General features: G+C 71.9%; 24 protein-coding genes. 17 read left to right on the top strand and 7 right to left on the bottom strand.

Annotated elements, in window-relative coordinates; all coding sequences use genetic code 11:
* Position 1: 1 nt before the first annotated feature.
* Complete coding sequence (locus ABD298_RS11085) at positions 2-526, bottom strand: hypothetical protein (protein WP_344299738.1); 525 nt, start codon at positions 524-526, stop codon at positions 2-4.
* Positions 527-542: 16 nt separating this feature from the next.
* The gene (locus tag ABD298_RS11090) at positions 543-1019 is read right to left on the bottom strand and encodes an Lrp/AsnC family transcriptional regulator (RefSeq protein ID WP_208712159.1); all 477 of its coding nucleotides are present in this window, start codon (positions 1017-1019) and stop codon (positions 543-545) included.
* 173 nt (positions 1020-1192) lie between these two features.
* Between ABD298_RS11090 and pdhA the strand changes: the two genes are divergently transcribed.
* Genes pdhA through ABD298_RS11105 form a run of 3 tightly spaced genes read left to right on the top strand, consistent with a single transcriptional unit; the run spans position 1193 to position 4718 of the window.
* Entirely contained in the window at positions 1193-2323 is a 1131-nt protein-coding gene (pdhA, locus tag ABD298_RS11095; RefSeq protein ID WP_344299804.1) for a pyruvate dehydrogenase (acetyl-transferring) E1 component subunit alpha, read from the top strand.
* A gap of 2 nt (positions 2324-2325) precedes the next feature.
* On the top strand, positions 2326-3348 hold the full coding sequence (locus ABD298_RS11100) for an alpha-ketoacid dehydrogenase subunit beta (RefSeq protein ID WP_344299739.1): 1023 nt from the start codon (positions 2326-2328) through the stop codon (positions 3346-3348).
* Between the two features lie 2 nt (positions 3349-3350).
* Positions 3351-4718, top strand: coding sequence for a dihydrolipoamide acetyltransferase family protein (locus ABD298_RS11105; RefSeq protein ID WP_344299805.1), 1368 nt, complete (start codon positions 3351-3353; stop codon positions 4716-4718).
* A 133-nt stretch (positions 4719-4851) separates the two neighbouring features.
* Here ABD298_RS11105 and ABD298_RS11110 read toward each other — a convergent pair whose 3' ends face one another.
* A complete protein-coding gene (locus ABD298_RS11110) occupies positions 4852-5454 on the bottom strand; it encodes a TetR/AcrR family transcriptional regulator (protein ID WP_344299740.1) in 603 nt (200 codons plus the stop codon).
* A gap of 108 nt (positions 5455-5562) precedes the next feature.
* Here ABD298_RS11110 and ABD298_RS11115 point away from each other — a divergent pair, with 108 nt between their 5' ends.
* The 7 genes from ABD298_RS11115 (at position 5563) to ABD298_RS11145 (ending at position 13341) form a co-directional block, all read left to right on the top strand.
* Complete coding sequence (locus ABD298_RS11115) at positions 5563-7170, top strand: carboxyl transferase domain-containing protein (protein ID WP_344299741.1); 1608 nt, start codon at positions 5563-5565, stop codon at positions 7168-7170.
* Positions 7171-7177: 7 nt separating this feature from the next.
* Complete coding sequence (locus ABD298_RS11120) at positions 7178-9247, top strand: ATP-binding protein (RefSeq protein WP_344299743.1); 2070 nt, start codon at positions 7178-7180, stop codon at positions 9245-9247.
* 33 nt (positions 9248-9280) lie between these two features.
* Complete coding sequence (locus tag ABD298_RS11125) at positions 9281-10456, top strand: acyl-CoA dehydrogenase family protein (protein WP_344299744.1); 1176 nt, start codon at positions 9281-9283, stop codon at positions 10454-10456.
* 76 nt (positions 10457-10532) lie between these two features.
* Positions 10533-11291 (top strand): CoA transferase subunit A, encoded by a 759-nt coding sequence (locus ABD298_RS11130; RefSeq protein WP_208712165.1) that lies wholly within the window; start codon positions 10533-10535, stop codon positions 11289-11291.
* Between the two features lie 3 nt (positions 11292-11294).
* A complete protein-coding gene (locus tag ABD298_RS11135) occupies positions 11295-11981 on the top strand; it encodes a CoA transferase subunit B (RefSeq protein WP_344299745.1) in 687 nt (228 codons plus the stop codon).
* Positions 11965-12489 carry a MaoC family dehydratase gene (locus ABD298_RS11140; RefSeq protein ID WP_344299746.1) on the top strand — a complete coding sequence of 175 codons (525 nt, stop codon included), beginning with the start codon at positions 11965-11967 and terminating at the stop codon, positions 12487-12489. The genes ABD298_RS11135 and ABD298_RS11140 overlap by 17 nt, the downstream gene beginning before the upstream one ends.
* Positions 12490-12498: 9 nt before the next feature.
* Positions 12499-13341: an HpcH/HpaI aldolase/citrate lyase family protein gene (locus tag ABD298_RS11145; RefSeq protein ID WP_344299747.1), complete on the top strand. Its 843-nt coding sequence runs from the start codon at positions 12499-12501 to the stop codon at positions 13339-13341.
* Positions 13342-13372: 31 nt separating this feature from the next.
* On the opposite strand, the gene ABD298_RS11150 is transcribed toward ABD298_RS11145, so the two are convergent.
* On the bottom strand, positions 13373-13864 hold the full coding sequence (locus ABD298_RS11150; protein WP_344299748.1) for a GyrI-like domain-containing protein: 492 nt from the start codon (positions 13862-13864) through the stop codon (positions 13373-13375).
* A 116-nt stretch (positions 13865-13980) separates the two neighbouring features.
* Between ABD298_RS11150 and ABD298_RS11155 the strand changes: the two genes are divergently transcribed.
* The 7 genes from ABD298_RS11155 to ABD298_RS11185 are packed head-to-tail and all read left to right on the top strand — an operon-like array spanning position 13981 to position 20548.
* Positions 13981-14715, top strand: coding sequence for a TSUP family transporter (locus ABD298_RS11155; RefSeq protein WP_344299749.1), 735 nt, complete (start codon positions 13981-13983; stop codon positions 14713-14715).
* Between the two features lie 37 nt (positions 14716-14752).
* Complete coding sequence (dxr, locus tag ABD298_RS11160) at positions 14753-15991, top strand: 1-deoxy-D-xylulose-5-phosphate reductoisomerase (protein ID WP_344299750.1); 1239 nt, start codon at positions 14753-14755, stop codon at positions 15989-15991.
* 12 nt (positions 15992-16003) lie between these two features.
* A complete protein-coding gene (locus ABD298_RS11165; protein WP_344299751.1) occupies positions 16004-17338 on the top strand; it encodes a M50 family metallopeptidase in 1335 nt (444 codons plus the stop codon).
* Positions 17339-17375: 37 nt separating this feature from the next.
* Positions 17376-17666, top strand: coding sequence for a YciI family protein (locus ABD298_RS11170; protein ID WP_208712178.1), 291 nt, complete (start codon positions 17376-17378; stop codon positions 17664-17666).
* Between the two features lie 41 nt (positions 17667-17707).
* Complete coding sequence (gene ispG, locus ABD298_RS11175; RefSeq protein ID WP_344299753.1) at positions 17708-18874, top strand: flavodoxin-dependent (E)-4-hydroxy-3-methylbut-2-enyl-diphosphate synthase; 1167 nt, start codon at positions 17708-17710, stop codon at positions 18872-18874.
* On the top strand, positions 18828-19715 hold the full coding sequence (locus ABD298_RS11180) for a GNAT family N-acetyltransferase (protein WP_344299754.1): 888 nt from the start codon (positions 18828-18830) through the stop codon (positions 19713-19715). Before ispG ends, ABD298_RS11180 begins: the two co-directional genes overlap by 47 nt.
* Positions 19716-19756: 41 nt before the next feature.
* On the top strand, positions 19757-20548 hold the full coding sequence (locus ABD298_RS11185) for a hypothetical protein (protein ID WP_344299755.1): 792 nt from the start codon (positions 19757-19759) through the stop codon (positions 20546-20548).
* Here the strand turns inward: ABD298_RS11185 and ABD298_RS11190 are convergent.
* The 3 genes from ABD298_RS11190 to ABD298_RS11200 are packed head-to-tail and all read right to left on the bottom strand — an operon-like array spanning position 20545 to position 22702.
* Complete coding sequence (locus tag ABD298_RS11190) at positions 20545-21165, bottom strand: TetR/AcrR family transcriptional regulator (RefSeq protein ID WP_344299756.1); 621 nt, start codon at positions 21163-21165, stop codon at positions 20545-20547. The two genes, ABD298_RS11185 and ABD298_RS11190, sit on opposite strands and share 4 nt — an antisense overlap.
* Positions 21162-21917, bottom strand: a complete 756-nt coding sequence (locus ABD298_RS11195) for an ABC transporter permease (protein ID WP_344299757.1) — start codon at positions 21915-21917, stop codon at positions 21162-21164. Before ABD298_RS11195 ends, ABD298_RS11190 begins: the two co-directional genes overlap by 4 nt.
* On the bottom strand, positions 21914-22702 hold the full coding sequence (locus tag ABD298_RS11200) for an ABC transporter ATP-binding protein (RefSeq protein WP_344299758.1): 789 nt from the start codon (positions 22700-22702) through the stop codon (positions 21914-21916). Before ABD298_RS11200 ends, ABD298_RS11195 begins: the two co-directional genes overlap by 4 nt.
* Positions 22703-22776: the final 74 nt, after the last annotated feature.

Genomic DNA, 22776 nt, shown 5'->3' on the forward strand with positions numbered 1-22776 from the left:
GTCACCGCGGCTGGATCTTGATCCCGTCGAGGAGGAGCGGGTCGCCCTCCCACACGTAGGAGAGGTCGAAGGCGCGGCTGCCGCACACGAGGACACCCGAGGCGGTGCCGCGGGGCCGCTGCCCCGGCCGGGCAAGCGACTCGGCCTGCTGGATGTCGGCCGAGCAGGAGCCGTCCAGGGCGAGCTCGGTGAGCCTGCTCCTGAGATCCGTGACGGAGAGGTTCTGCTTCAGGGCCGGCGTGAACTGGGCGTGCGCGGCGTCGAGCCTTCCCGCGGCGAGATCCTCGCTCATCTGCTCCGAGGCGCGCTTGACCCCCGCGCCGGGGCTGAACACGACCAGGGCGAGCACGACCGCCGCGGCCACCGCGAGTGCCACCGCCCCGCCGCCCACCCCGAGGCCGATCCAGAGCCAGCGCCGGTCCCGCGGCGCCCCGCCGCCGGGGCCGTTCCACAGCTCCTGCTGGGTGGGCTGACGCGGCCGGGAAGGGCCGGCGTGGCTCTGGTTCGGCAGGGAAGGGAAGGTCATGGCGGTGTCCTGGGCGCTAGGCGGGCGGTCGCGGGCCCCGCTCGAGCAGCGGGTCCATCCTGAATGGTATGAGGTCGCCCATGGCCAGGGCCGTGTCGGTGCGCTCGACCCCGTCGCACGCGAGGATCTTGCCGTTGATGCGGAAGAGGTCCTCGGCGTCGACCGCGACCACCCGCAGGAGCAGGTCCGCCGTGCCGGTGAGCCCGTGCCCCTCGAGCACTTCCGGGATGCGCGCGATCTCCGCTGTCAGGGAGGCCAGCTTGCGCTGCTGGACGTGGACCGTGATGAAGGCGAGCAGCGGGTACCCGAGCGAGGACGGATTGATGCGTCGGTCGAAGCCGAGGAACACGTGGCCGGCGTCGAGGCGGGAGAGCCGGGCCTGGACGGTGTTGCGGGACAGCCCGAGCTGTTGGGCGAGGGCCACCACGGTGCGGCGCGGGTCCTCGGCGAGGGCCCGCAGAATGCGGGCGTCGGTGGCGTCAACGACGTGCATGCTGCGCAACGCTAGCACGGCGGCTCGCCCTCGCATTGTGCATCCTGCCCATGTTTTCTCCGTTCAGTTGTGCCCCCTGTGCCTTGTGAGTATGGTCACAGTAATTCGAGGCGGACGCGCCCCGACGGCGATGTGTACCGGCAGTGGCGAGCAGTGGAGAAGAGAACGTGTCGATGTACCAGATGACCGCGGGAGCCGACGGCCAACCCGTCCAGCTCCTGGCAGCGGACGGCAGGCGCGCCCACGACGCGCGCTTCGACAAGTACCTGGCCGACGTCGACGGCCCGGACGGCGAGGAGATCCTCGCGGGACTGTACGAGGACCTTGTGGTGGTGCGGCGCATCGACGCCGAGGCGACGTCCCTCCAGCGGCAGGGCGAGCTCGCGCTCTGGCCGCCGTTCCTGGGGCAGGAGGCCGCGCAGATCGGCTCGGGCCGTGCGCTGCGGCCGCACGACTTCGTCTTCGCGAGCTACCGCGAGACCGCGGTCGCGTACTGCCGGGGGGTCGAGGTGGCGGACATGATGCGCGTCTGGCGGGGCAACGCGAACGCGGGCTGGGACCCCTTCGCTGTCAACATGGCTCCCACCCAGGTGATCATCGGCGCCCAGACCCTCCACGCCACCGGGTACGCGATGGGCATCCAGTTCGACGGCGGGGAGTCCGCGGCCATCACCTACTTCGGCGACGGCGCGACGAGCCAGGGCGACGTCAACGAGTCCATGGTCTTCGCCGCCAGCTTCCAGGCGCCGGTGGTGTTCTTCTGCCAGAACAACCAGTGGGCCATCTCCGAGCCCGTGGCCCTGCAGGCCCACGTGCCGATTGCCCACCGCGCCCCGGGGTTCGGCATCCCCAGCGTCAGGGTGGACGGCAACGACGTGCTCGTGTGCCTCGCCGCGACGCGGGAGGCCCTTGAGCGGGCCCGCAGCGGCAATGGCCCCTCCTTCATCGAGGCGGTCACCTACCGCATGGGCCCCCACACGACCGCGGACGACCCGACCCGTTACCGCGACGCGAACGAGCTCGAGGACTGGAGGGAACGCGACCCGATCGCCCGCTTCGAGGCCTATCTGGTGGCGCAGGGGATCCTCGACGACGCGCTCCGCGAGCGCGTGGCCGCGAAGGCCGACGACGTCGCCGCGCGCCTCCGCGACGAGACCATCCACATGCCGGATCCCCCGCACGAGGGGGTGTTCGAGCACGTCTACGCCGAGCCGAACTCCTGGCTGGACCGCCAGCGTGACCACTACGAGCGCTACCTCGCGGGGCTCGACGCCGGTCACGGCCCCGCCGCGGAAGGAGCCTGACCATGGCCGAGATGACATTCGGCAAGGCCCTCAACGCCGGCCTCCGCCGCGCCCTCGAGCGCGACCCGAAGGTCGTCCTCATGGGCGAGGACATCGGCCGGCTCGGGGGAGTCTTCCGCATCACCGACGGGCTGCAGAAGGACTTCGGCGCGCACCGCGTCATCGACACGCCGCTGGCCGAGGCAGGCATCATGGGCACGGCGATCGGCATGGCGTACCGCGGCTACCGGCCGGTCGTGGAGATCCAGTTCGATGGCTTCGTGTACCCGGCATTCGACCAGATCGTGTCCCAGGTCGCCAAGCTGCACTACCGGACGCGGGGGATGGTCAGGATGCCCCTGACGATCCGCATCCCGTTCGGCGGAGGCATCGGCTCCCCGGAGCACCATTCGGAGTCCCCCGAGGCGTACTTCACGCACACGTCGGGCCTGCGGGTCGTCGCCGTGTCCAATCCCCAGGACGCGTACTCGATGGTCCAGCAGGCCATCGCCTCCGACGACCCCGTGGTGTTCTTCGAGCCCAAGCGGCGGTACCACGACCGGGGCGAGGTCGACGAGTCGGTCGGGCTCGAGGGGCCGCTCGGGCTGTCGATGGGCCAGGCCCGGGTCGTGGCCGAGGGCGGCGACGTCACGCTGGTCGCCTACGGGCCCCTCGTCAAGACCTGCCTCGATGCCGCGGTGGCCGCCTCCGACGACAGGGTGTCCGTGGAGGTGATCGACTTGCGCTCGCTCTCGCCCGTGGACTACCCGACGCTCGAGGCGTCGGTGCGGCGCACGGGCCGGCTCGTCGTCGCCCATGAGGCGGGCGAGTCCGGGGGGCTCGGCGCGGAGATCGCCGCGAGCATCACGGAGCGCTGCTTCTACCACCTCGAGCACGCCCCCGTCCGGGTGACCGGCTTCGACATCCCGTACCCCTACTCGAAGATCGAGCACCACCATCTGCCCGACCTCGACCGGATCCTCGATGGGGTCGACCGCGCCCTCGGCCGGCCGAACTCACTCAGCGGGCTGGAGGAGGGCCAGTGACCGTGGCCGAGACGGTGATCCGCGAGTTCCGCCTCCCCGACCTGGGGGAGGGGCTGACCGAGTCCGAGATCGTGGCCTGGCGTGTCTCCCCGGGCGACGCGGTCTCGCTCAACCAGGTCATCGCCGAGGTCGAGACCGCCAAGGCCGTGGTCGAGCTGCCGAGCCCGTACTCGGGGCGGGTGGCCCGGCTGCTGGCCGAGCCCGGCACCGTCGTCGCGGTGGGAACGCCGATCGTCGCCTTCGAGGTCGCCGCCGAGGCGGAGCGGCCCACCGCCGAGGGCTCCCAGGGAGCGGCGGCGAAGCCGAAGCGCGAGCCCAACCTGGTCGGGTACGGCGCCGCGATCGAGGATGCGGGTCGACCGGTCCGGAAGGCGAGGGCCTGGGCGGCGTCCCGGCCGGCGCCGGCCGAGCCCGGCCGAACGGAGCAGGAACACGCGCCGGATCCGGAACCGGAGGCAGCCCCGGAGCCTCGAGCGGCGGAGCGCCCACGCTCCACCCCGCCGGTGAGGAAGCTCGCCAAGGACCTCGGCATCGACCTCGAATCGCTGACCGGCACCGGAACCCACGGGCTCATTACCCGCGACGACGTGCTCGCCGCGGCCGGAACCCCCGACGCGGGGGCCGAGGCCGCTCAGGAGGCGGCCGGCGTCGTGCGCCCGAGCCGGGGCGAGCGCGAGACCCGAACCCCGATCAAGGGCGTGCGGAAGCTCACGGCGGCTGCGATGGTCGCCAGCGCGTTCACTGCGCCACACGCGAGCGAATTCCTGACCGTCGACGTCACCGCGTCGATGGAACTGCTCGCACGCCTGCGCGAGAACCGCGCGTACTCCGGCCTGAAGGTCACGCCGCTCACGCTCGTGGCGAAGGCCGTGCTCGTGGCGCTGAAGCGGAATCCGTCGCTCAACTCCCACTGGGACGAGGCGGCGCAGGAGATCGTCCAGTACCACTACGTCAACCTGGGCATCGCCGCGGCGACGCCGCGCGGGCTCGTCGTGCCGAACGTCAAGGATGCGCAGGACCTCACGCTGCAGGAGCTCGCCGAGGCCATCGCCGTGCTCGCGCAGAACGCGCGGGACGGCCGACCCACGCCCGAGGAGCTCTCCGGCGGGACGATCTCGATCACCAACATCGGCGTGTTCGGGATCGACGCCGGAACGCCGATCCTCAACCCGGGCGAGGCGGCGATCGTCGCCATGGGCCAGGTGCGCCGGCTGCCGTGGGAGTTCCACGGCGAGGTCGCGCTGCGCGAGGTCATGACGCTCTCGCTGTCCTTCGACCACCGATTGGTCGACGGCGAACAGGCGTCCCGCTTCCTCGCGGACCTCGGTGCGATCCTCGCGGACCCGGGCCTGGTCATCACCATGGTCTGACGGGACGGGACCCCCGCAATCGCCCGGCAGGGACCCCGCAAGCGCACGGCAGGGACCCCGCAAGCGCACGGCAGGGACCCCGCAACGGACCGTTGATGTTGCGGGGTCCCTGCCGGAACGTTGCGGGGTCCCGTCACGCGGGGGCGTTGAGGGCCGCCGTGGCCATCGCCTCGAGGAGCCGGCGGGCGGACGACGCCGGGACGCGCCCCCCGTGCCGGCGCACCGAGTGCGGGGTCGAGTTGATGAGCCCGAACACCGCCAAGGCGCGCATGCGCAGCCGCGCGGGGTCCTCGTCGGGGTGGAGCGGAGCGAGGGCCGCCCGCCAGACGTCCACGTACGAGAGCTGGAGGGACCGCACGCGCTCGCGGTCACCCTCGGCGAGGGAGGCCAGGTCCCGGTCCTGCACCCGGATCACGTCGGGCCGCGTGAGCGCAAAGTCCACGTGGAAGGCGACCAGCGCACCCAGCCGCGCGGCGTCGTCGTGCTCCGCGCCGGCCACGCGCCGGCCTCCCGCGAGGAGCTCCTCGCTGACCCCCACGAGCAGCGCCCCGAGCACCGCCTGCTTCCCGGGGAAGTGCCGGTAGATGGCCGGGCCGCTCACGCCGGCCGCGGCGCCGAGGTCCTCGAGGGAGGCCCCCGCATACCCCTGCGCAGAGAACAGGCCGGCCGCAGCGTCGAGGATCGCCCGGCGGCGCTCGGCCTTCGCCTGGATGCGCGGGCTGGCTGCCTCTCCCATGTCACTCCTGCGGTTCAGGGGAACCCTGTGCTGGACATCACAGTTAATCCACATTAACTTAGAATCCAGTTAGCCGTCACTAACCGAGTTCGTCGGACCGGAGGTTCAATGGAGACCCTGCTCAGCCGGCTGGACCCTGCAGCGGCCGGGTTCGCCGAGAACGACGCCGCCCAGCGGGCTCTCGCCGCCGAGCTTCACGAGCGCCTCGCAGCGGCCGCGCTCGGCGGCCCGGAGAGGTCACGCGAGCGGCACGTGGCGCGCGGCAAGCTGCTCCCGCGTGAGCGCATCGACGTCCTGCTCGACGACGGCTCGCCGTTCCTCGAGATCGCCCCCCTCGCGGCGGACGGCATGTACGACGGCGAGTGCCCGGCAGCGGGGGTCATCGCCGGCATCGGCCTCGTGCACGGCCGCCACGTCATGGTGGTCTCGAACGACGCGACGGTCAAGGGCGGCACGTACTACCCGATGACTGTCAAGAAGCACCTGCGCGCCCAGGAGATCGCACTCGAGAACCGCCTCCCGTGCGTCTACCTCGTCGACTCGGGCGGCGCCTTCCTGCCGAAGCAGGACGAGGTGTTCCCAGACCGAGAGCACTTCGGCCGCATCTTCTACAACCAGGCCCGCCTCTCGGCGGCGAAGGTCCCGCAGATCGCAGCCGTCCTCGGCTCCTGTACCGCCGGCGGGGCGTACGTGCCTGCCATGAGCGACGAGACCGTGATCGTGCGCAACCAGGGCACGATCTTCCTGGGCGGCCCACCGCTCGTGAAGGCCGCGATCGGGGAGATCGTCACGGCCGAGGAGCTCGGCGGGGGAGACGTCCACGCGAAGGTCTCCGGGGTCGCGGACCATCTCGCGGACAACGACGAGCACGCCCTCGAGATCGTCCGCAGCATCGTGGAGACGCTCCCGCCGCCTGCCGCGCCGCCATGGGAGGTGCGTTCCGCCGTCGAGCCCAAGGCTGAGGCGTCGGAGCTCTACGGGGCCGTCCCGACGGACGTCAACGCCCAGTACGACGTGCATGAGGTCATCGCGCGGCTCGTGGACGGGAGCGCGTTCCACGAGTTCAAGAAGGAGTACGGCCCCACGCTCGTCACAGGGTTCGCGCACATCCACGGCCACCCCGTCGGCATCGTGGCGAACAACGGGGTGCTGTTCTCCGAGTCCGCCGTGAAGGGCGCGCACTTCATCGAGCTGTGCGATCAGCGCGGGACTCCACTTGTGTTCCTGCAGAACATCTCCGGCTTCATGGTCGGCCGCGACTACGAGCACGGAGGGATTGCGAAGCACGGGGCCAAGATGGTCACGGCCGTCGCCACGACCCGCGTGCCCAAGCTGACCGTGGTGATCGGAGGCTCCTTCGGCGCCGGCAACTACTCGATGTGCGGCAGGGCCTACTCGCCCAGGTTCCTGTGGATGTGGCCCGCGAGCCGCATCTCGGTCATGGGTGGCAACCAGGCCGCGAGCGTCCTCGCGACCGTCAAGCGCGACCAGTTCGAGGCCCGGGGCGAGGACTGGCCCGCCCCGGATGAGGAGGCCTTCAAGGCGCCCATCCGCGCCCAGTACGAGGCCCAGGGCAGCCCCTACTACTCGACCGCCCGGCTCTGGGACGACGGCGTCATCGACCCGGCCGACACGCGCCGCGTGCTCGGCATGGCCCTCGCCGTCGTCGCCCAGTCCCCCCTGCCGGAGACGTCGTTCGGCGTCTTCAGGATGTGAGCGCAGCGTGACCCCCTTCACTAAGGTCCTCGTGGCCAACCGCGGTGAGATCGCCTGCCGCGTGATTCGCACGCTCCGGCGCCTCGGCATCGCCTCGGTCGCGGTGTACAGCGACGCCGACGCCGCGGCCCGCCACGTGCGCGAGGCCGACGAGGCCGTCCGCATCGGTCCCGCGGCTGCGGCCCAGAGCTACCTGAGCATTCCGTCCATCGTGGAGGCGGCCAGGGCCTCAGGCGCGGAGGCGGTCCACCCCGGCTACGGCTTCCTGAGCGAGAATGCGGCCTTCGCGCAGGCGCTCGCGGACGCCGGCATCGTCTTCGTCGGCCCCGGCGTCGAGGCGCTGGCCGTCATGGGGGACAAGATCCGGGCCAAGAACCACGTGGCGGGCTACGGCGTGCCGGTCATCCCGGGGGTCTCGGAGCCGGGCCTGTCCGACGCGGACCTCGTGGCGAAGGCCGGCGGCGTGGGGTACCCGCTGCTCATCAAGCCCTCCGCAGGGGGCGGCGGCAAGGGCATGACCGTCGTCGAGTCCGCGCCCGAGCTCCCTTCCGCGCTCGCGGCCGCGCGACGCGTGGCGACTGCGGCGTTCGGGGATGGGACGCTCCTGCTCGAGCGGCTTGTCCGGGCGCCCCGGCACATCGAGGTCCAGGTCCTCGCGGACGTCCACGGCACCACGATCCACCTGGGCGAGCGCGAGTGCTCACTCCAGCGGAGGCACCAGAAGGTCATCGAGGAGGCGCCGTCCCCGCTCCTCGACGCGCAGACGCGTGAGCGGATCGGGGCGGCCGCGTGCGACGCCGCGCGGTCGGTCGGGTACGTCGGCGCGGGAACGGTCGAGTTCCTCGTCTCGGACGAGGCCCCGGACGAGTTCTTCTTCATGGAGATGAATACCCGGCTCCAGGTCGAGCACCCGGTCACCGAGCTGGTCACGGGGGTCGATCTCGTCGAGCAGCAGCTCCGGGTCGCCGCTGGGGAGCCGCTGGCCATCGCCCAGGGCGACGTCCGCCTGGACGGGCACGCGATCGAGGCCCGCGTCTATGCCGAGGTCCCCGCACGCGGGTTCCTCCCGGCAACCGGCCGCGTCGAGCTGCTGCGCGAACCCGGGTCCGCTGACCCGGAGGGTGCGCCGGTGCGGGCGGGCACGCACGACGCCGGCGCCCGGGTGCGCGTGGACAGCTCTCTCCTGACGGGACTCGCCATCGGCTCGGACTACGACCCGATGCTGTCCAAGTGCATCGCGTGGGGCCGCGACCGGGCCGAGGCCCTCTCGGCCCTCGACGCCGCGCTCGCCGACTACACCGTGCTCGGCGTCGCGACCAACATCGAGTACCTGCGCCTCCTCCTCGCGGATCCCGACGTGCGCGCGGGCCACCTTGACACGACGCTCATCGAGCGCCGACTCGAGCACCTCGTCTTCAGGGCGCCCGGCGAGCCGGAGTACGCCGCCGCCGCCCTTATCGCCGCGCAGGACCCGGCCGGCCCCGCAGGCGCGGGCCCGGCAGGCGCAAGCCCGTGGGCGCCGGACGGCTGGCGGATCAGCGCCCCGGCGCCGCGGCGGGTCACCCTCGGTACTCCGGACGGGGGCATCGCGACGGTGCGCGTCGGGCCCTCCACCGTGCGCCTCGACGGCGGCCCGGAGCGCAAGGCGACCCTGGCCCCGGACGGACCGGGCGCCGTCGTGCTCGCCCTCGACGGCGAGGAGCACCGCTTCGCATGGGCGGAGGCGAGCGAACCGACGGGGGAGCGCACCGTCCTCCTCGGTGAGGCGGGATGGTCGGTCGCGCTGCCGGCCTTGGGCCGGGCCTCCCGCCTCGAACGGGTGCGCGCGGCCGTGCACCGCCACGAGGGCGAGGCGGATCCCGAGGTCCGCACGCCGATGCCCGGCACGGTCGTCTCGGTCGCGGTCGAGCAGGGCGCGCGCGTCGAGGAGGGCCAGCCCCTCGTCGCGGTCGAAGCCATGAAGATGGAGCACCAGCTCGTCGCCGCCCTCGCCGGAACGGTCCAGCTCCACGTGACCCCGGGCGCCCTGGTCAAGGCCGACCAGGTCGTCGCCACCATCATCCCCGCCGCTGGCTGACAGGCCTGCCAACCACCCTCAGGAGGACCCCCCATGGTCGACTTCCAGCTGTCCGACGAGTACAAGGAGCTCAGCGACACGGTCCGCGAGTTCGCCGACGAGGTGGTCGCGCCCGTGGCAGGGAAGCACGACGAGGAGCACAGCTTCCCCTACGAGGTCATCGCGCAGATGGGGGAGCTGGGCCTGTTCGGTCTTCCCTTCCCCGAGGAGTACGGCGGCATGGGAGGGGACTTCTTCGCCCTCGCCCTCGCGCTCGAGCAGCTGGGGAGGGTGGACCAGTCCGTCGCCATCACGCTCGAGGCCGGCGTCTCCCTCGGCGCGATGCCCATCTACAAGTGGGGCACCGAGGAGCAGAAGCAGACGTGGCTCCCGGACCTCGCTGCCGGGAAGAAGCTCGCCGGCTTCGGGCTGACCGAACCGGAGGCGGGCTCCGACGCCGGGGGCACGAAGACGACCGCGCGGCTCGAGGACGGGCCGGACGGGAAGCAGTGGGTCATCAACGGCTCGAAGGAGTTCATCACGAACTCGGGCACGGACATCACGAGCTTCGTGACGGTCACAGCCGTCACCGGCACGGGCCACCGCGATGACGGGAGCCCGCGGAAGGAGATCTCCACGATCATCGTCCCGTCTGGAACCCCCGGGTTCCGGGCGGAGAAGGCCTACAACAAGGTCGGCTGGAACGCCTCGGACACCCACCCCCTCTCGTTCAAGGACGTGCGCGTCCCCGAGGAGAACCTCCTGGGCGAGCGGGGACGCGGGTACGCCAACTTCCTCACCGCCCTCGACGAGGGGCGTATCGCGATTGCGGCCCTCGGTACAGGCGCCGCCCAGGGGTGCGTCGACCTGTCGGTGAAGTACGCCAAGGAGCGCAGCGCATTCGGGCACCACATCGGCACCTACCAGGCGATCCAGTTCAAGATCGCGCGCATGCAGGCGCGGGCGCACACGGCCCGGCTCGCGTACTACGACGCGGCGGCGCGGATGCTCGCCGGGAAGCCGTTCAAGACGCACGCGGCGATCGCGAAGATGGTCGCCGGAGAGGCAGCCATGGACAACGCGCGCGACGCGACCCAGGTGTTCGGCGGCTACGGGTTCATCAACGAGTCCGCCGTGGCCAGGCACTACCGGGACTCCAAGATCCTTGAGATCGGCGAGGGCACCACCGAGGTCCAGCTCATGCTGATCGCGCGCGAGCTCGGGCTGTGAATCGGCCTCTAGCCAAACTCCGCGGGCCTGCCGTTGGATGGGGACTGCGGACTTCACACGGAACGAGGAGGGGCACGTGATCGACAAAGTGGTGGCGAGCGCCGAGGAGGCGGTCGCGGACATCGGCGACGGCGCGTCGCTCGCCGTCGGAGGCTTCGGCCTGTGCGGCATCCCCGTGGCGCTCATCGACGCCCTGCACCGCCAGGGCACGAGGGACCTCACCACGATCAGCAACAACTGCGGCGTGGACGACTGGGGGCTCGGCATCCTCCTGTCCGACGGGCGCATCCGGCGGACCATCAGCTCCTACGTGGGGGAGAACAAGGAGTTCGCGCGGCAGTTCCTCGCCGGCGAGCTCGAGGTGGTCCTCACCCCGCAGGGCACCCTCGCGGAGAAGCTCCGTGCGGGCGGGGCCGGCATCCCGGCGTTCTTCACGGCGGCCGGTGTAGGGACCCTCGTCGCCGAGGGCGGCCTCCCGCAGAGGTACGACGCCGAGGGGAACGTCGTGCTCGCCTCGTCGCCGAAGGAGGTGCGCGCGTTCAACGGGGCCGACTACGTCCTGGAGGAGTCGCTGACCCCGGACTTCGCGCTCGTCCACGCCCAGAAGGCCGACCGCCACGGCAACCTCGTGTTCCACGCGACGGCCATGAACTTCAACCCGCTCTGTGCCATGGCAGGGAGGATCACGATCGCCGAGGTCGAGGAGCTCGTCGAGCCGGGAGAGCTCGACCCCGAGCACGTCCACCTGCCGGGCATCTTCGTCCAGCGGATCGTGCACGTCCCGGCGGGGAGCCCGCACAGCGAGAAGAGGATCGAGAAGAGGACGGTGTCCTGAACCATGCCCTGGACGCGCAACGAGCTCGCCGCCCGCGTGGCGCGGGAGCTGAGGAACGGACAGTACGTGAACCTGGGCATCGGGATGCCCACGCTCATCCCCAACTACATCCCCGCGGGCGTGGAGGTGGTCCTGCACTCCGAGAACGGCATCCTCGGCACCGGACGGTACCCCCATGAGGACGAGGTGGATCCGGACCTCATCAACGCGGGCAAGGAGACCGTCACCGTCAACAAGGGCGCCGCGTTCTTCGACTCCGCCACCTCCTTCGGGATGGTCCGCGGCGGCCATGTGGACGTGGCCGTCCTGGGGGCCATGGAGGTCTCCCAGTCCGGGGACCTCGCCAATTGGATGATCCCCGGCAAGATGGTCAAGGGCATGGGCGGCGCGATGGACCTCGTCTTCGGCGCCAAGCGGCTCATCGTCATGATGGAGCACACCGACCGGAACGGGAACCCCAAGATCCTGCGAGAATGCACGCTGCCCCTGACCGGCCGCGGCTGTGTGGACCGGATCATCACCGACCTGGCGGTGATCGACGTCGTGCGCGACGGGGTGGGCGCCGGGATGGAACCCGGCGCCGGCTCCGTGCTGGTGCTGCGGGAGCTCGCCCCCGGTGTGACCGAGGACGAGGTCGCGGCGAAGACCGGAGTGGACCTCGAGGTGGAGATCCATGACAACGAGCCCTGATCCCGCAGCCGGCGGCGAGAACGCGCCACGCGTCGTCGAGCAGCGGGGGCTGTACTACGACGAGCTCGAGGAAGGCGTGGTCTACGCGCACCGGCCCGGACGGACCGTCACGGAGGCGGACAATGTCCTGTTCACGACCCTGACCATGAACACCCAGGCGCTCCACCTCGACGCCGCGTGGAGCGCGGGCCAGCCGTTCGGGCAGCGGCTCGTGAACTCGATGTTCACGCTGTCCACGATGGTCGGCCAGTCGGTCGCGCAGCTGACCCAGGGCACGATCGTCGCCCAGCTGGGTCTGGGCGACGTCGCGTTCCCGCATCCCCTCTTCCACGGCGACACCCTCTACACCGACACGGTCGTGACCGAGAAGCGGCTCTCGTCCTCGCGGCCGGGACAGGGGATCGTGACCATGGAGCTCACGGGACGCAACCAGGACGGCGTCGTGGTGGGCCGGGCGCGGCGGTCGTGCCTCATGTGGCTCCGCGACGCGCACCGCGCAGGCGCCTAGGCTGGGCGCATGACGCCGATCAGCTCGCCCGGGTTCTCCATGGGCCCCGCCCTCCTGTTCTGCCCCGCCGACCGCCCCGAGCGCTTCGCCAAGGCGGCCGAGCGCGCCGACGCCGTCATCCTCGACCTCGAGGACGCGGTCTCCCCTGACGCGAAGGCGGAGGCGCGCCTGAACCTCGCTGACGTCCCGCTCGACCCCGACCGGACCATCGTGCGCGTCAACTCGGCCGGTCCGACGCTCTCCTCGGGGGACTTCGAGGCCGATCTCGAGGCGCTCGAGGCCACCCCCTACCGCACCGTCATGCTCGCCAAGGCCGAGTCCGCGGACCAGCTCGCGCTCCTGCGCCAGTACCGCGTCATCGCCCTGTGCGAGACGGCCGCGGGGGTGCTCGCCGCGCCGTCGATCGCGGCGGAGCCGAACGCGGTGGCCCTCATGTGGGGCGCGGAGGACCTCGTCGCCTCCCTCGGCGGCACCTCGAGCCGCGCCGGCGACGGCGCCTACCGCGCCGTGGCGCTGCACGCGCGCTCCTCGGTGCTGATTGCCGCCGGGGCATGCGGCAAGGCCGCGATCGACGCCGTCTACACCGACATCCCCGACCTCGACGGGCTCGCCGCCGAGTCCGCGGACGCCGTCGCGTCCGGGTTCGCGGCGAAGGCGTGCATCCACCCGTCACAGGTCGCGGCCGTTCGCGCGGCCTACGCGCCCACGCCCGAGGCTATCGAGGCCGCGCGCGAGCTGCTCGCCGCCGCGCAGGACGCCGGGGCGGGCGTGTTCCAGTTCCGCGGGAAGATGATCGACGGCCCGATCCTGAGGCACGCCGAGGCCGTGCTCCGACGCGCAGGCGTGGACTAGGAGCGGGTCTGGACTAGGGGCGCCGGGCGCGCTAGGGGCGATCGGGCGCGCTGCCGGCGCCCGTCTCGACTACGGGCCAGTAGACGTCGGTGCGCCACGTGGAGGAGTCCGGCTCTTGGCCCGGGTCCGACATGTAGACCTCCCACACGGCCTGTCCCGGGGCGAAGCCCTGCCCCTGGATCCAGGCGGCCATGCTCTGGTATGTCTCCGAGAGCCCCTCATAGGGGCCGAGGTGCGTTCCGGCGGCCACCCTGCCGCCCGGGAGGGTGCTGGCCGAGACGCCGTCGCCCTCCGTGAACCCGGCCTCGACCGGGAAGCCCGCCTCCACGTCCACCGTGTCGGAGGGCATGCCCGTGTACTTCGCGAACGGAGGCCCGACCGGCTGTGCCCCCTGCTTGCCGAGGGCGGCCATCACCGTGCCGTAGACGTTGTCGAAGAAGGACTTGAGCTGGTCCATCGGGATGCGGTCGCGGATGACGGCAGTGGGCTGTTCGGTCAGCTCTTCGAGCCTGAACTCAGTCATATGCCCATCCTGCCGGGCCTGCCGGTGCGGCGAAAGGGCCCACGCGGCCCTCGGGCCGATCAAGGCGGTGATGTGCCGTGGGTCTCGCCGCACGGCGGCCGCCCTAGAATCGAGGGGTGTTCGCCCTCGTCCTCCTGGCCGTCGTGGTGGGGGCGATGGCCCAGCGGGTGGCCGGCCTCGGCTTCGGGCTCATGGTCTCGCCCGTGCTCGTGGTCCTGCTCGGCCCGCTCGACGGCGTCATGATCGTCAATGCGTGCGGCGCCGCATCCTCGGCACTCATCCTCGCCCGCGTCTGGCGGGACGTGGAGTGGGGCCGCTATGTGGGGCTCATCGTCCCGGGCTTCGCGGGCATCGCCCTCGGCGCCCTGCTCGCGAGCCGCGTTCCGGCGGCCCCCCTCGAAATGGGGATCGGGATCACGCTGATCGCCGCCCTCGCAGCCTCGCAGCTCGTGGCGCGGGCCAGACGCCGGATCGACGGGCTGGGGGTCATGGCCGGGTGCGGGTTCGCGTCCGGGCTGATGAACGCGGCCGCGGCGGTCGGAGGCCCGGCGGTGACGGCCTACGCCGTCCTGAGCCGCTGGGACCAGCGCCGCTTCAGCGCCACGCTCCAGCCCTTCTTCCTCACCACTGGCACCACCTCCATCATCTCCAAGGCCTTCGCCACCGGCTGGCACTGGCCCGCCCTCGAGGCGTGGCAGTGGGGGGCGGTGCTGGCCTGCATGCTCGCAGGGATCGCGGTGGGGGACCTGCTTGCCCACCGGCTGCCCGGGCACGCGGTGCGCCGCGCCGTCGTCGGCATCGCCTACGCCGGCGCGGTGATGGCGATCGCCAACGGCGCCGCCCGGCTGTAGTTTCGCCGCGGCCTCGGCCAGCGGGGATACTGGGCACATGCAGAATCCCGGCGCCGAGCAGCGCACGCCCGCCTCACCCGAGGCACAGCGTTCGGTCATCCTCCTCGGCTCGACCGGAAGCATCGGGACCCAGGCGATCGAGGTCATCGACAACGCGCCCCACCGCTTCCGCGTCACCGCGCTCGCAGCCGGGGGCGCCAGCATCGACGCGATCGCCCGCCAGGCGGTCCACACCCGCGCGGAGGCCGTCGGCATCGCCGTGGGCAGCGCGGACGAGCTGCGCGTCGCGATCGAGGAGGCCGCCGAGATGCGCGGCGTCGGGGGCTATGACCCCGAGCTGTTCACCGGCCCCGACGCGGCCACCCGCATCGCCGCATGGAACGGCGCGAGCGGCCGCGCCGACGTCGTGCTCAACGGCATCACCGGGAGCATCGGCCTCGCGCCGACCCTCGCGGCGCTGCGCTCCGGCGCCACCCTCGCGCTGGCGAACAAGGAGAGCCTCATCGTCGGCGGCGCCCTCGTCACGGGCGCTGCCGGACCCGGCCAGATCGTCCCCGTGGACTCCGAGCACTCGGCGATCGCCCAGTGCCTGCGGTCCGGACGCCGCGACGAGGTGGAGCGGCTCATCCTCACCGCCTCGGGCGGCCCGTTCCGCGGGCGCAGCCGTGCCGAGCTCGACGGCGTGACCCCCGCCGAGGCGCTCGACCACCCCACGTGGAGCATGGGGCGAGTCGTCACGACGAACTCGGCGACCCTCGTGAACAAGGGCCTCGAGCTCATCGAGGCGCACCTGCTCTTCGGGGTGCCGCTCGAGGCGATCGACGTCGTCGTGCACCCCCAGTCGATCGTGCACTCGATGGTGCAGTTCGCCGACGGCTCGATCATCGCCCAGGCCTCGCCGCCGGACATGCGCCTGCCGATCGCCCTCGGGCTCGGCTGGCCCGAGCGCGTCCCGCACGCGGCGGCGCCCTGCGACTTCACGGCCCCCTCCGCGTGGACGTTCGAGCCGCTCGACGAGGTGGCCTTCCCCGCCGTGGCGATCGCCCGCGACGCCGCGCAGAGGGGCAGCACCTTCCCGGCGGTCTTCAACGCGGCCAACGAGGAGGCCGTCGAGGCCTTCCACGCCGGCCGCATCCGGTTCACCGACATCGTCGCGACCGTCGAGACCGTGCTCGCCGAGCACAGTGGCTCCTCCGAGCTCTCTGTGGATTCCGTCCTCGAAGCCGAAGAGTGGGCACGCGCGCGGGCCCACGAGCGTTTGGGAACACGGAACTAAGGAGAATTGTCCGTGACCCCTGTCGTCCTCTTCATCCTCGGCGTGCTGTTCGTCGCGCTCGGCATCGCCGCGTCGATCGCCCTGCACGAGGTGGGGCACCTGCTGCCCGCCAAGCTGTTCAATGTCCGCGTGACCCGCTACATGATCGGCTTCGGGCCCACCTTGTTCTCGAGGAAGCGGGGCGAGACCGAGTACGGGATCAAGGCGCTCCCGCTCGGCGGCTACGTGGCGATGGTCGGCATGTACCCGCCCAACCGGCGGGACGGCTCCGTGCGGTCCTCGAGCACGGGCATGTTCCAGGGCCTCGCGGAGGCGGCGCGGGACGCGGCCCACGAGGAGGTCCGTCCCGAGGACCACGGGAGGCTCTTCTACCAGCTGCCGGTCTGGAAGAAGATCATCATCATGCTCGGCGGCCCGGCGATGAACATCGTCCTGGGCGTCATCTTCACCGCGATCCTGCTCATGGGCTTCGGCACGCCCCAGCCCAGCACCCAGGTCGCCAGCGTTTCGGCCTGCATGGTGGCCGAGGGCAGCGACCAGCAGAACGTGGACCAGTCGACCTGCACGAAGACGCCGGCCGCGGCGGCGGGCTTCCAGCCCGGTGACACCGTGCTCACGTTCGACGGCCGCGTGGTCACGGGCTGGGACCAGCTCACCACCTGGATCCGCGCCTCCGCCGGGCGGGAGGTCGCCGTCACCCTCAAGCGGGGCGACGCCGAGGTCGCCGCGACGGTCACCCCGGTGCTCAACGAGCGCCCGGTGCTCGGCACGGACGGCAAGCCGGTCAAGAACGCCGATGGCTCCTACCAGACCACCCAGGCGGGCTTCCTCGGCATCGCCCCCCGCCAGGAGCTCACCCCGCAGCCCGCCACCACCGTCCTGCCCACCGTCGGCGAGAACATCGCCCAGGTGACCGGCGTCGTCGTCAATCTCCCGGCGCGCGTCGTCGCCGTCGCCCAAGCAGCCTTCGGCCCCGAGGAGCGGGACCCGAACGGCCCGATCAGCGTGGTCGGCGTCGGCCGTGTCGCGGGCGAGGTGGCGGCCATGGAGGAGGTGCCGCTCGAGGCCCGCATCGGGACGCTCGTCGGCATCCTCGCCGGCGTCAACCTCGCCCTCGCCGTGTTCAACCTGGTCCCGCTCCTGCCGCTCGACGGCGGGCACGTCGCCGGCGCGCTCTACGAGGGCGCACGACGGCGCGTGGCCGCCTGGCGGAAGCGTCCCGACCCCGGGCCGTTCGACATCGCCAGGCTCCTGCCGCTCACCTACGCCGTGGCCAGCGTGCTGATCGCGATGAGCGTCCTGCTCATCTACGCGGACATCGTCAAGCCAGTGAAGCTGTTCGGCTGAGGACGGCCGCCGGCCCGAGGAGGGATAGGCTGGACCCATGACTGTCTTCGCCGTCGAATACCGCTACGAGTCCGGCGCCGATGAGCGCATCGCCGAAGTCCGCCCCGCCCACCGCGCGTGGCTCAGCGGGCTCGCGGCAGAGGGCACCGTCCTCGCGAGCGGACCGCTTGCGGACGGGTCGAGCGCGCTGATCGTCTTCCGTGCCGAGGACCGCGGGTCACTCGACGCCCTCCTCGCCCAGGACCCCATCGCGGGGCTCGTCGCCGAGAAGACCGCGACGGAGTGGAACCCCATCATCGGCCTCCTGGCCGAGTCCGCGGCCGCCTGAGCCCCCGCACCCATCCTGAAGCACCTCGAAGGAGCCACCCAGTGACCTCGGTCAGCCTCGGAATGCCAGCCGCACCGCCACCCGTCCTCGCCCCGAGGCGCCCGACCCGCCAGATCAGGGTGGGCTCGGTGGGCGTCGGCTCCGAGTCCCCGGTCAGCGTCCAGTCCATGACGACGACGCCCACGACCGACATCAACGCCACGCTCCAGCAGATCGCGGAGCTCACGGCCGCCGGCTGCGACATCGTCCGCGTGGCCTGCCCCTCCGCCGACGACGCCGAGGCGCTGCCGATCATCGCGAAGAAGTCGCAGATCCCGGTCATCGCGGACATCCACTTCCAGCCGAAGTACGTCTTCGCCGCGATCGAGGCCGGTTGCGCGGGGGTCCGCGTGAACCCGGGCAACATCCGGAAGTTCGACGACCAGGTCAAGGAGATCGCCCAGGCCGCGAAGGACCACGGGACCTCCCTGCGCATCGGCGTCAACGCGGGCTCGCTCGACGCGCGGCTGCTGAAGAAGTACGGCAAGGCCACCCCCGAGGCGCTCGTGGAGAGCGCGGTGTGGGAGGCGGGCCTGTTCGAGGAGCACGACTTCCACGACTTCAAGATCTCCGTCAAGCACAACGACCCCGTGGTGATGGTGCGCGCGTACGAGATGCTCGCCGAGCGCGGCGACTGGCCGCTCCACCTCGGCGTGACCGAGGCGGGGCCTGCGTTCCAGGGCACCATCAAGTCGGCGACCGCGTTCGGTGCGCTCCTGTCGAAGGGCATCGGCGACACGATCCGTGTCTCCCTCTCGGCCCCTCCGGTCGAGGAGGTCAAGGTCGGCATCCAGATCCTGCAGTCCCTGAACCTGCGCCCGCGCAAGCTCGAGATCGTCTCGTGCCCGTCCTGCGGCCGCGCCCAGGTGGACGTGTACAAGCTCGCCGAGGAGGTCACCTCGGGCCTCGAGGGCATGGAGGTCCCGCTGCGCGTGGCCGTCATGGGCTGTGTCGTCAATGGACCGGGCGAGGCACGCGAGGCGGACCTCGGCGTCGCGTCGGGGAACGGCAAGGGGCAGATCTTCGTCAAGGGCCAGGTCATCAAGACCGTGGCCGAGGCGGACATCGTCGAGACCCTGATCGAAGAGGCGATGAAGATCGCGGAGGAGATGGGGGAGGCCGATGGCGAAGATGCTGTCCAAGGCGGCCCCGTGGTCACCGTCTCGTAGCCGCAGCGCCGCGCCCCAGGTGCGGCGGCTCGTGCACGAGGACACCCCGGCGCTCGCGGAGCTCGTCTCCGTGGACCCGGTGGCCAACGTGTTCGTCGCCGCCCATCTGGATGCGACCGGCTCCGCTGCAGCCATGGGCAGCGGCGCGGAGATCGTCGGCGCGTTCGACGGCGACGGACGGCTCACGAGCGCCTGCTGGCTGGGCGCCAACATCGTCCCCGTCGAGGTCTCGCCGGCGCACGCGCCCACGTACGCCCAGGCCATCCGCGGCTCGCACCGCCGCTTCGCGTCCATCTTCGGGCCCGCCGAGGCGACGCTCGCGATCTTCTCGGCGCTCGACGGCGCTCCCGCCCGCGACGTGCGCCCCGACCAGCCGCTCCTCGCCCTCGACGGGCCGCCGGCCGTTCCCGTCGACCCCCTCGTGCGGGTCACGACCGAGGCTGACTTCGACGTCCTCGCCCCCGCGTGCGTGTCGATGTTCGAGGAGGAGGTCGGGTACTCGCCGGTGGCCGGCGGGAGCGAGAACTACTACCGCCGCGTCCGCCAGCTCATCGCCGCAGGGCACTCGTTCGCGCGGTTCGGCGAGCGGGGCGAGGTCGTGTTCAAGGCGGAGCTCGGCTCAGTCTCCTCCGCCGCCACGCAGGTCCAGGGCGTCTGGGTCGACCCCCGGCACCGCGGCACCGGCCTGAGCCACGGCGGGATGGCCGCTATCGTCGAGCACGCCAGGGCGATCGCGCCGATCGTGAGCCTGTACGTCAACGACTACAACCACCGCGCCCGTGCGGCCTACCGCAAGGTCGGCTTCGAGCAGGTGGGGACCTTCGCCACGGTCCTCTTCTGATCGACCCGCGCCGGCCCGACTCGCACTTGGGGGGAATCAGCATGCCCATGCCACCGATGAGCCGCGCCCGGACCGACCGCCGCTGCCCGCGCGGGAGGCGGCCGGTCGCGCGGACTGCCATGCTCCTCGCCGCGGCCGTCCTGGCCCTCGCCGGATGCCGGGCCGGGCTTGCGGTGCCGCCGCCCGGCGCCGAGGGCCGCCCCGGCCTCAACGCCTCCGGCGCCCAGCGGTCGTTCAGCGCGCAGGAACTCGTCACGGCAGCGGCCGAGACCAGGACCGCGCTGCGGCTCGGGGGATCCGTGCTGGACCAGGGCCAGCTCGCGGCGCAGGGCGAGCGGGCGGTGCCCTCGCCGCTCAGCGGTGCGGGGCCGGCGTCGTGCGCCGCACTCACGACGCCGGCGACCCCCACCGGGCTCGACAAGGCCTCCGCCGCCCTCATACTCGCGCCCTCCGACGCGCGGGCGCAGACGACCGCCATCGGCATCGCCAGCCACGCCTCGCCCGACGCCGCGGCGGCGACCGTGACAGCGCTCGGTGCCCTCGCGGCGTCGTGCGCGCGCTACGACGCGACGCTGGGCGGCCAGCGCGTCCCCGTCGTGGCCCGCGCTGCCGACCCCGCCGCGGACGCGCCGCACGCGGTCATGGTCACCTCCACGGCGCAGGTCCCGGACCCCGCCGGAGGAAGCGCTCCCCAGGAGCGCAGCGTCGTGCGGGCGGTCGCGGCGAAGGGCACCGTGGCCGTGGAGGTACTCCTGGCGGACACGCGACCCGAGGACGCGGCGGCGACGGTGCGTGCCTATGTCGACATGGCGCTGGCCCGGCTGCCCCTCTAGCTGCCCCGACCCGGGTCCGGATCCGTCAGCTCACCGGTGAGATAGTGCTGCAGCGTGGGGGCCACGAGCGCGACGGCCTGCTCCCGCGGGAGGGAGGCGAGCGGCTCGAGCTGCACGACGTACCGGAGCAGGATGAACCCCATGACCTGGGTGGCGGCCAGGGTCGCGCGCAGCTCGAGCTCTTCTCGGGGGCCCTCCAGCCCTTCGAGCACGCGCGGCATGACCCGTGCCCGGAACACCTCGCGCACCGCCGCCGTGCGGGCGCGCGACCCCAGTGAGCCCCGCACGAAGGCCGCGAGGGCGTGGCGCTGCGGCCCCTCCCAGAGTCTGGCGATCGCGCGCAGGAGCGCGGTGCCCCGGTCCTGCGCCGCGAGGGAGGCCATGCCGGCGAGGACGTCGTCGGGGTCGGCGGGGAGCTCGACCGACGCGGCGAACAGCTCGTCCTTGCCGGAGAAGTAGTGGTGGACCAGCGCGGGGTCCACGCCGGCGTCACGGGCCACCTGCCGCAGGCTGACCGCGTCGAAACCCTCGTCGGCGAACAGCCGCGTCGCGCTGGCGACGATCCGGGCGCGGCGGTCGCCTCCGTCGTCGGGCCTGCCGCGCCGGAGCGGTGTCACGAGCTCTTCCGGGGGAGCGTGAACGAGGCCAGGCCGAGCAGTCCCAGGACGATCGCGCCCATGATCCCGAAGTCGCGCCACATCGCATCCGTGGCGTCCGCGTTCTTCGCGATCTCCTGGAGCGCATCGACCGAGTAGCTCAGGGGCATCCAGTCGGAGAGCGCGTGGAAGACGTCGTTCATGTGGTCCCGCGCGACGAACAGCCCGCACAGGAGGATCTGCGGGATCACGACGACGGGCATGAACTGGACCGCCTGGAACTCCGTGCGCGCGAACGCGCTGCAGAACAGGCCCAGCGCCACCCCGAGCACGGCATTCACGACGGCGACCAGCACCACGTAGCCGCCATTGCCCCGGATGTCGAGGTTGAACACCCAGTAGGCCACGCCGGTGGCGATCGCCGACTGGAGGGCGGCCATGACCGAGAACGCGATGCCGTAGCCGAACAGGAGGTCGGCCTGGTGGATCGGGGTGGTCATGAGCCGTTCGAGGGTGCCGGTCGTGCGCTCGCGGAGCATCGTGATGGACGTGATGAGGAACATGATCACGAAGGGGAAGATCGCGAGCATGATGAGGCCCACGCGGTCGAACGTGCGGGGGGCCCCGGGCGGCAGGGTCTCGTTCTCGAAGAGCCAGTACACGACAGCGAGGAGGACCGATGGCACCACTAGGATCATGGCGATGCTCCGGTGGTCGTGGCGGAGCTGGGTCAGGACTCGGGCGGCCGTCGCGCCGAGCATCCGGGGATTCATGCTGCATGCTCCTTCGTCCTGGCCGGGAGCCCGGCGGCCTGCCGTTCGAGGTCGGCGCGGATGATGCCGAGGAAGGCCTGCTCGAGGTCCTCGCTCCCGCCCCGCTCGCGCAGGGTGTCGGGGGTGAGCTGCGCCAGGAGCCGCCCCTCGCGCAGGAGGAGGAGCGAGTCGCAGCGGCTCGCTTCCTCCATCACGTGGCTTGAGACGACGAGCGTGGCACCGCGGTTCGCGAGCGCCCGGAAGCGGTCCCAGAGGTCCACGCGGAGCACGGGGTCGAGTCCCACCGTGGGCTCGTCGAGCACGAGCAGCGTCGGGTCGCCGACCAGCGCGCACGCGAGGGACACCCGGCTGAACTGGCCGCCGGAGAGGTCCGCGGCCTTGCGGTTGGCGAGGTCGGCGAGCCCGACGGCGGCGACCGCCTCCCGCGCGTCCGCCGCCGAGCGCCCGTGGAGGGCACCGAAGTAGCGGACGTTGTCGAGGACGGTCAGGTCGCGGTAGACGCTCGCGTCCTGGGTCATGTACCCGACCTCGCGCCGGAGGGAGGCCGTCCCGGCCGGCCGCCCGAGGACGGTGAGGGTTCCGCGGGCGATCCTCTGGACTCCGACGATCGAGCGCATGAGCGTGCTCTTGCCGCTGCCCGAGGGCCCGAGGAGCCCCGTGATGCGGCCGGTGGGCACCGTGAACCCGAGGTCGTGGAGGATCGGCGCCCGGCGGATGCGGACGGAGAGGGAATCGGCTTCGATCGCCGGAGCGGTGGGGGCGGCGTGGGACGGGACGTGCGGCATGGCTGGCTCCCGAGGGGACGAAGACGCTCAATTCATCACGTGATGAATTGAGGGTAGGTCCGGGTTCGGGCGCC

This window comes from Sinomonas flava (assembly GCF_039531875.1).
GTDB lineage: Bacteria > Actinomycetota > Actinomycetes > Actinomycetales > Micrococcaceae > Sinomonas > Sinomonas flava.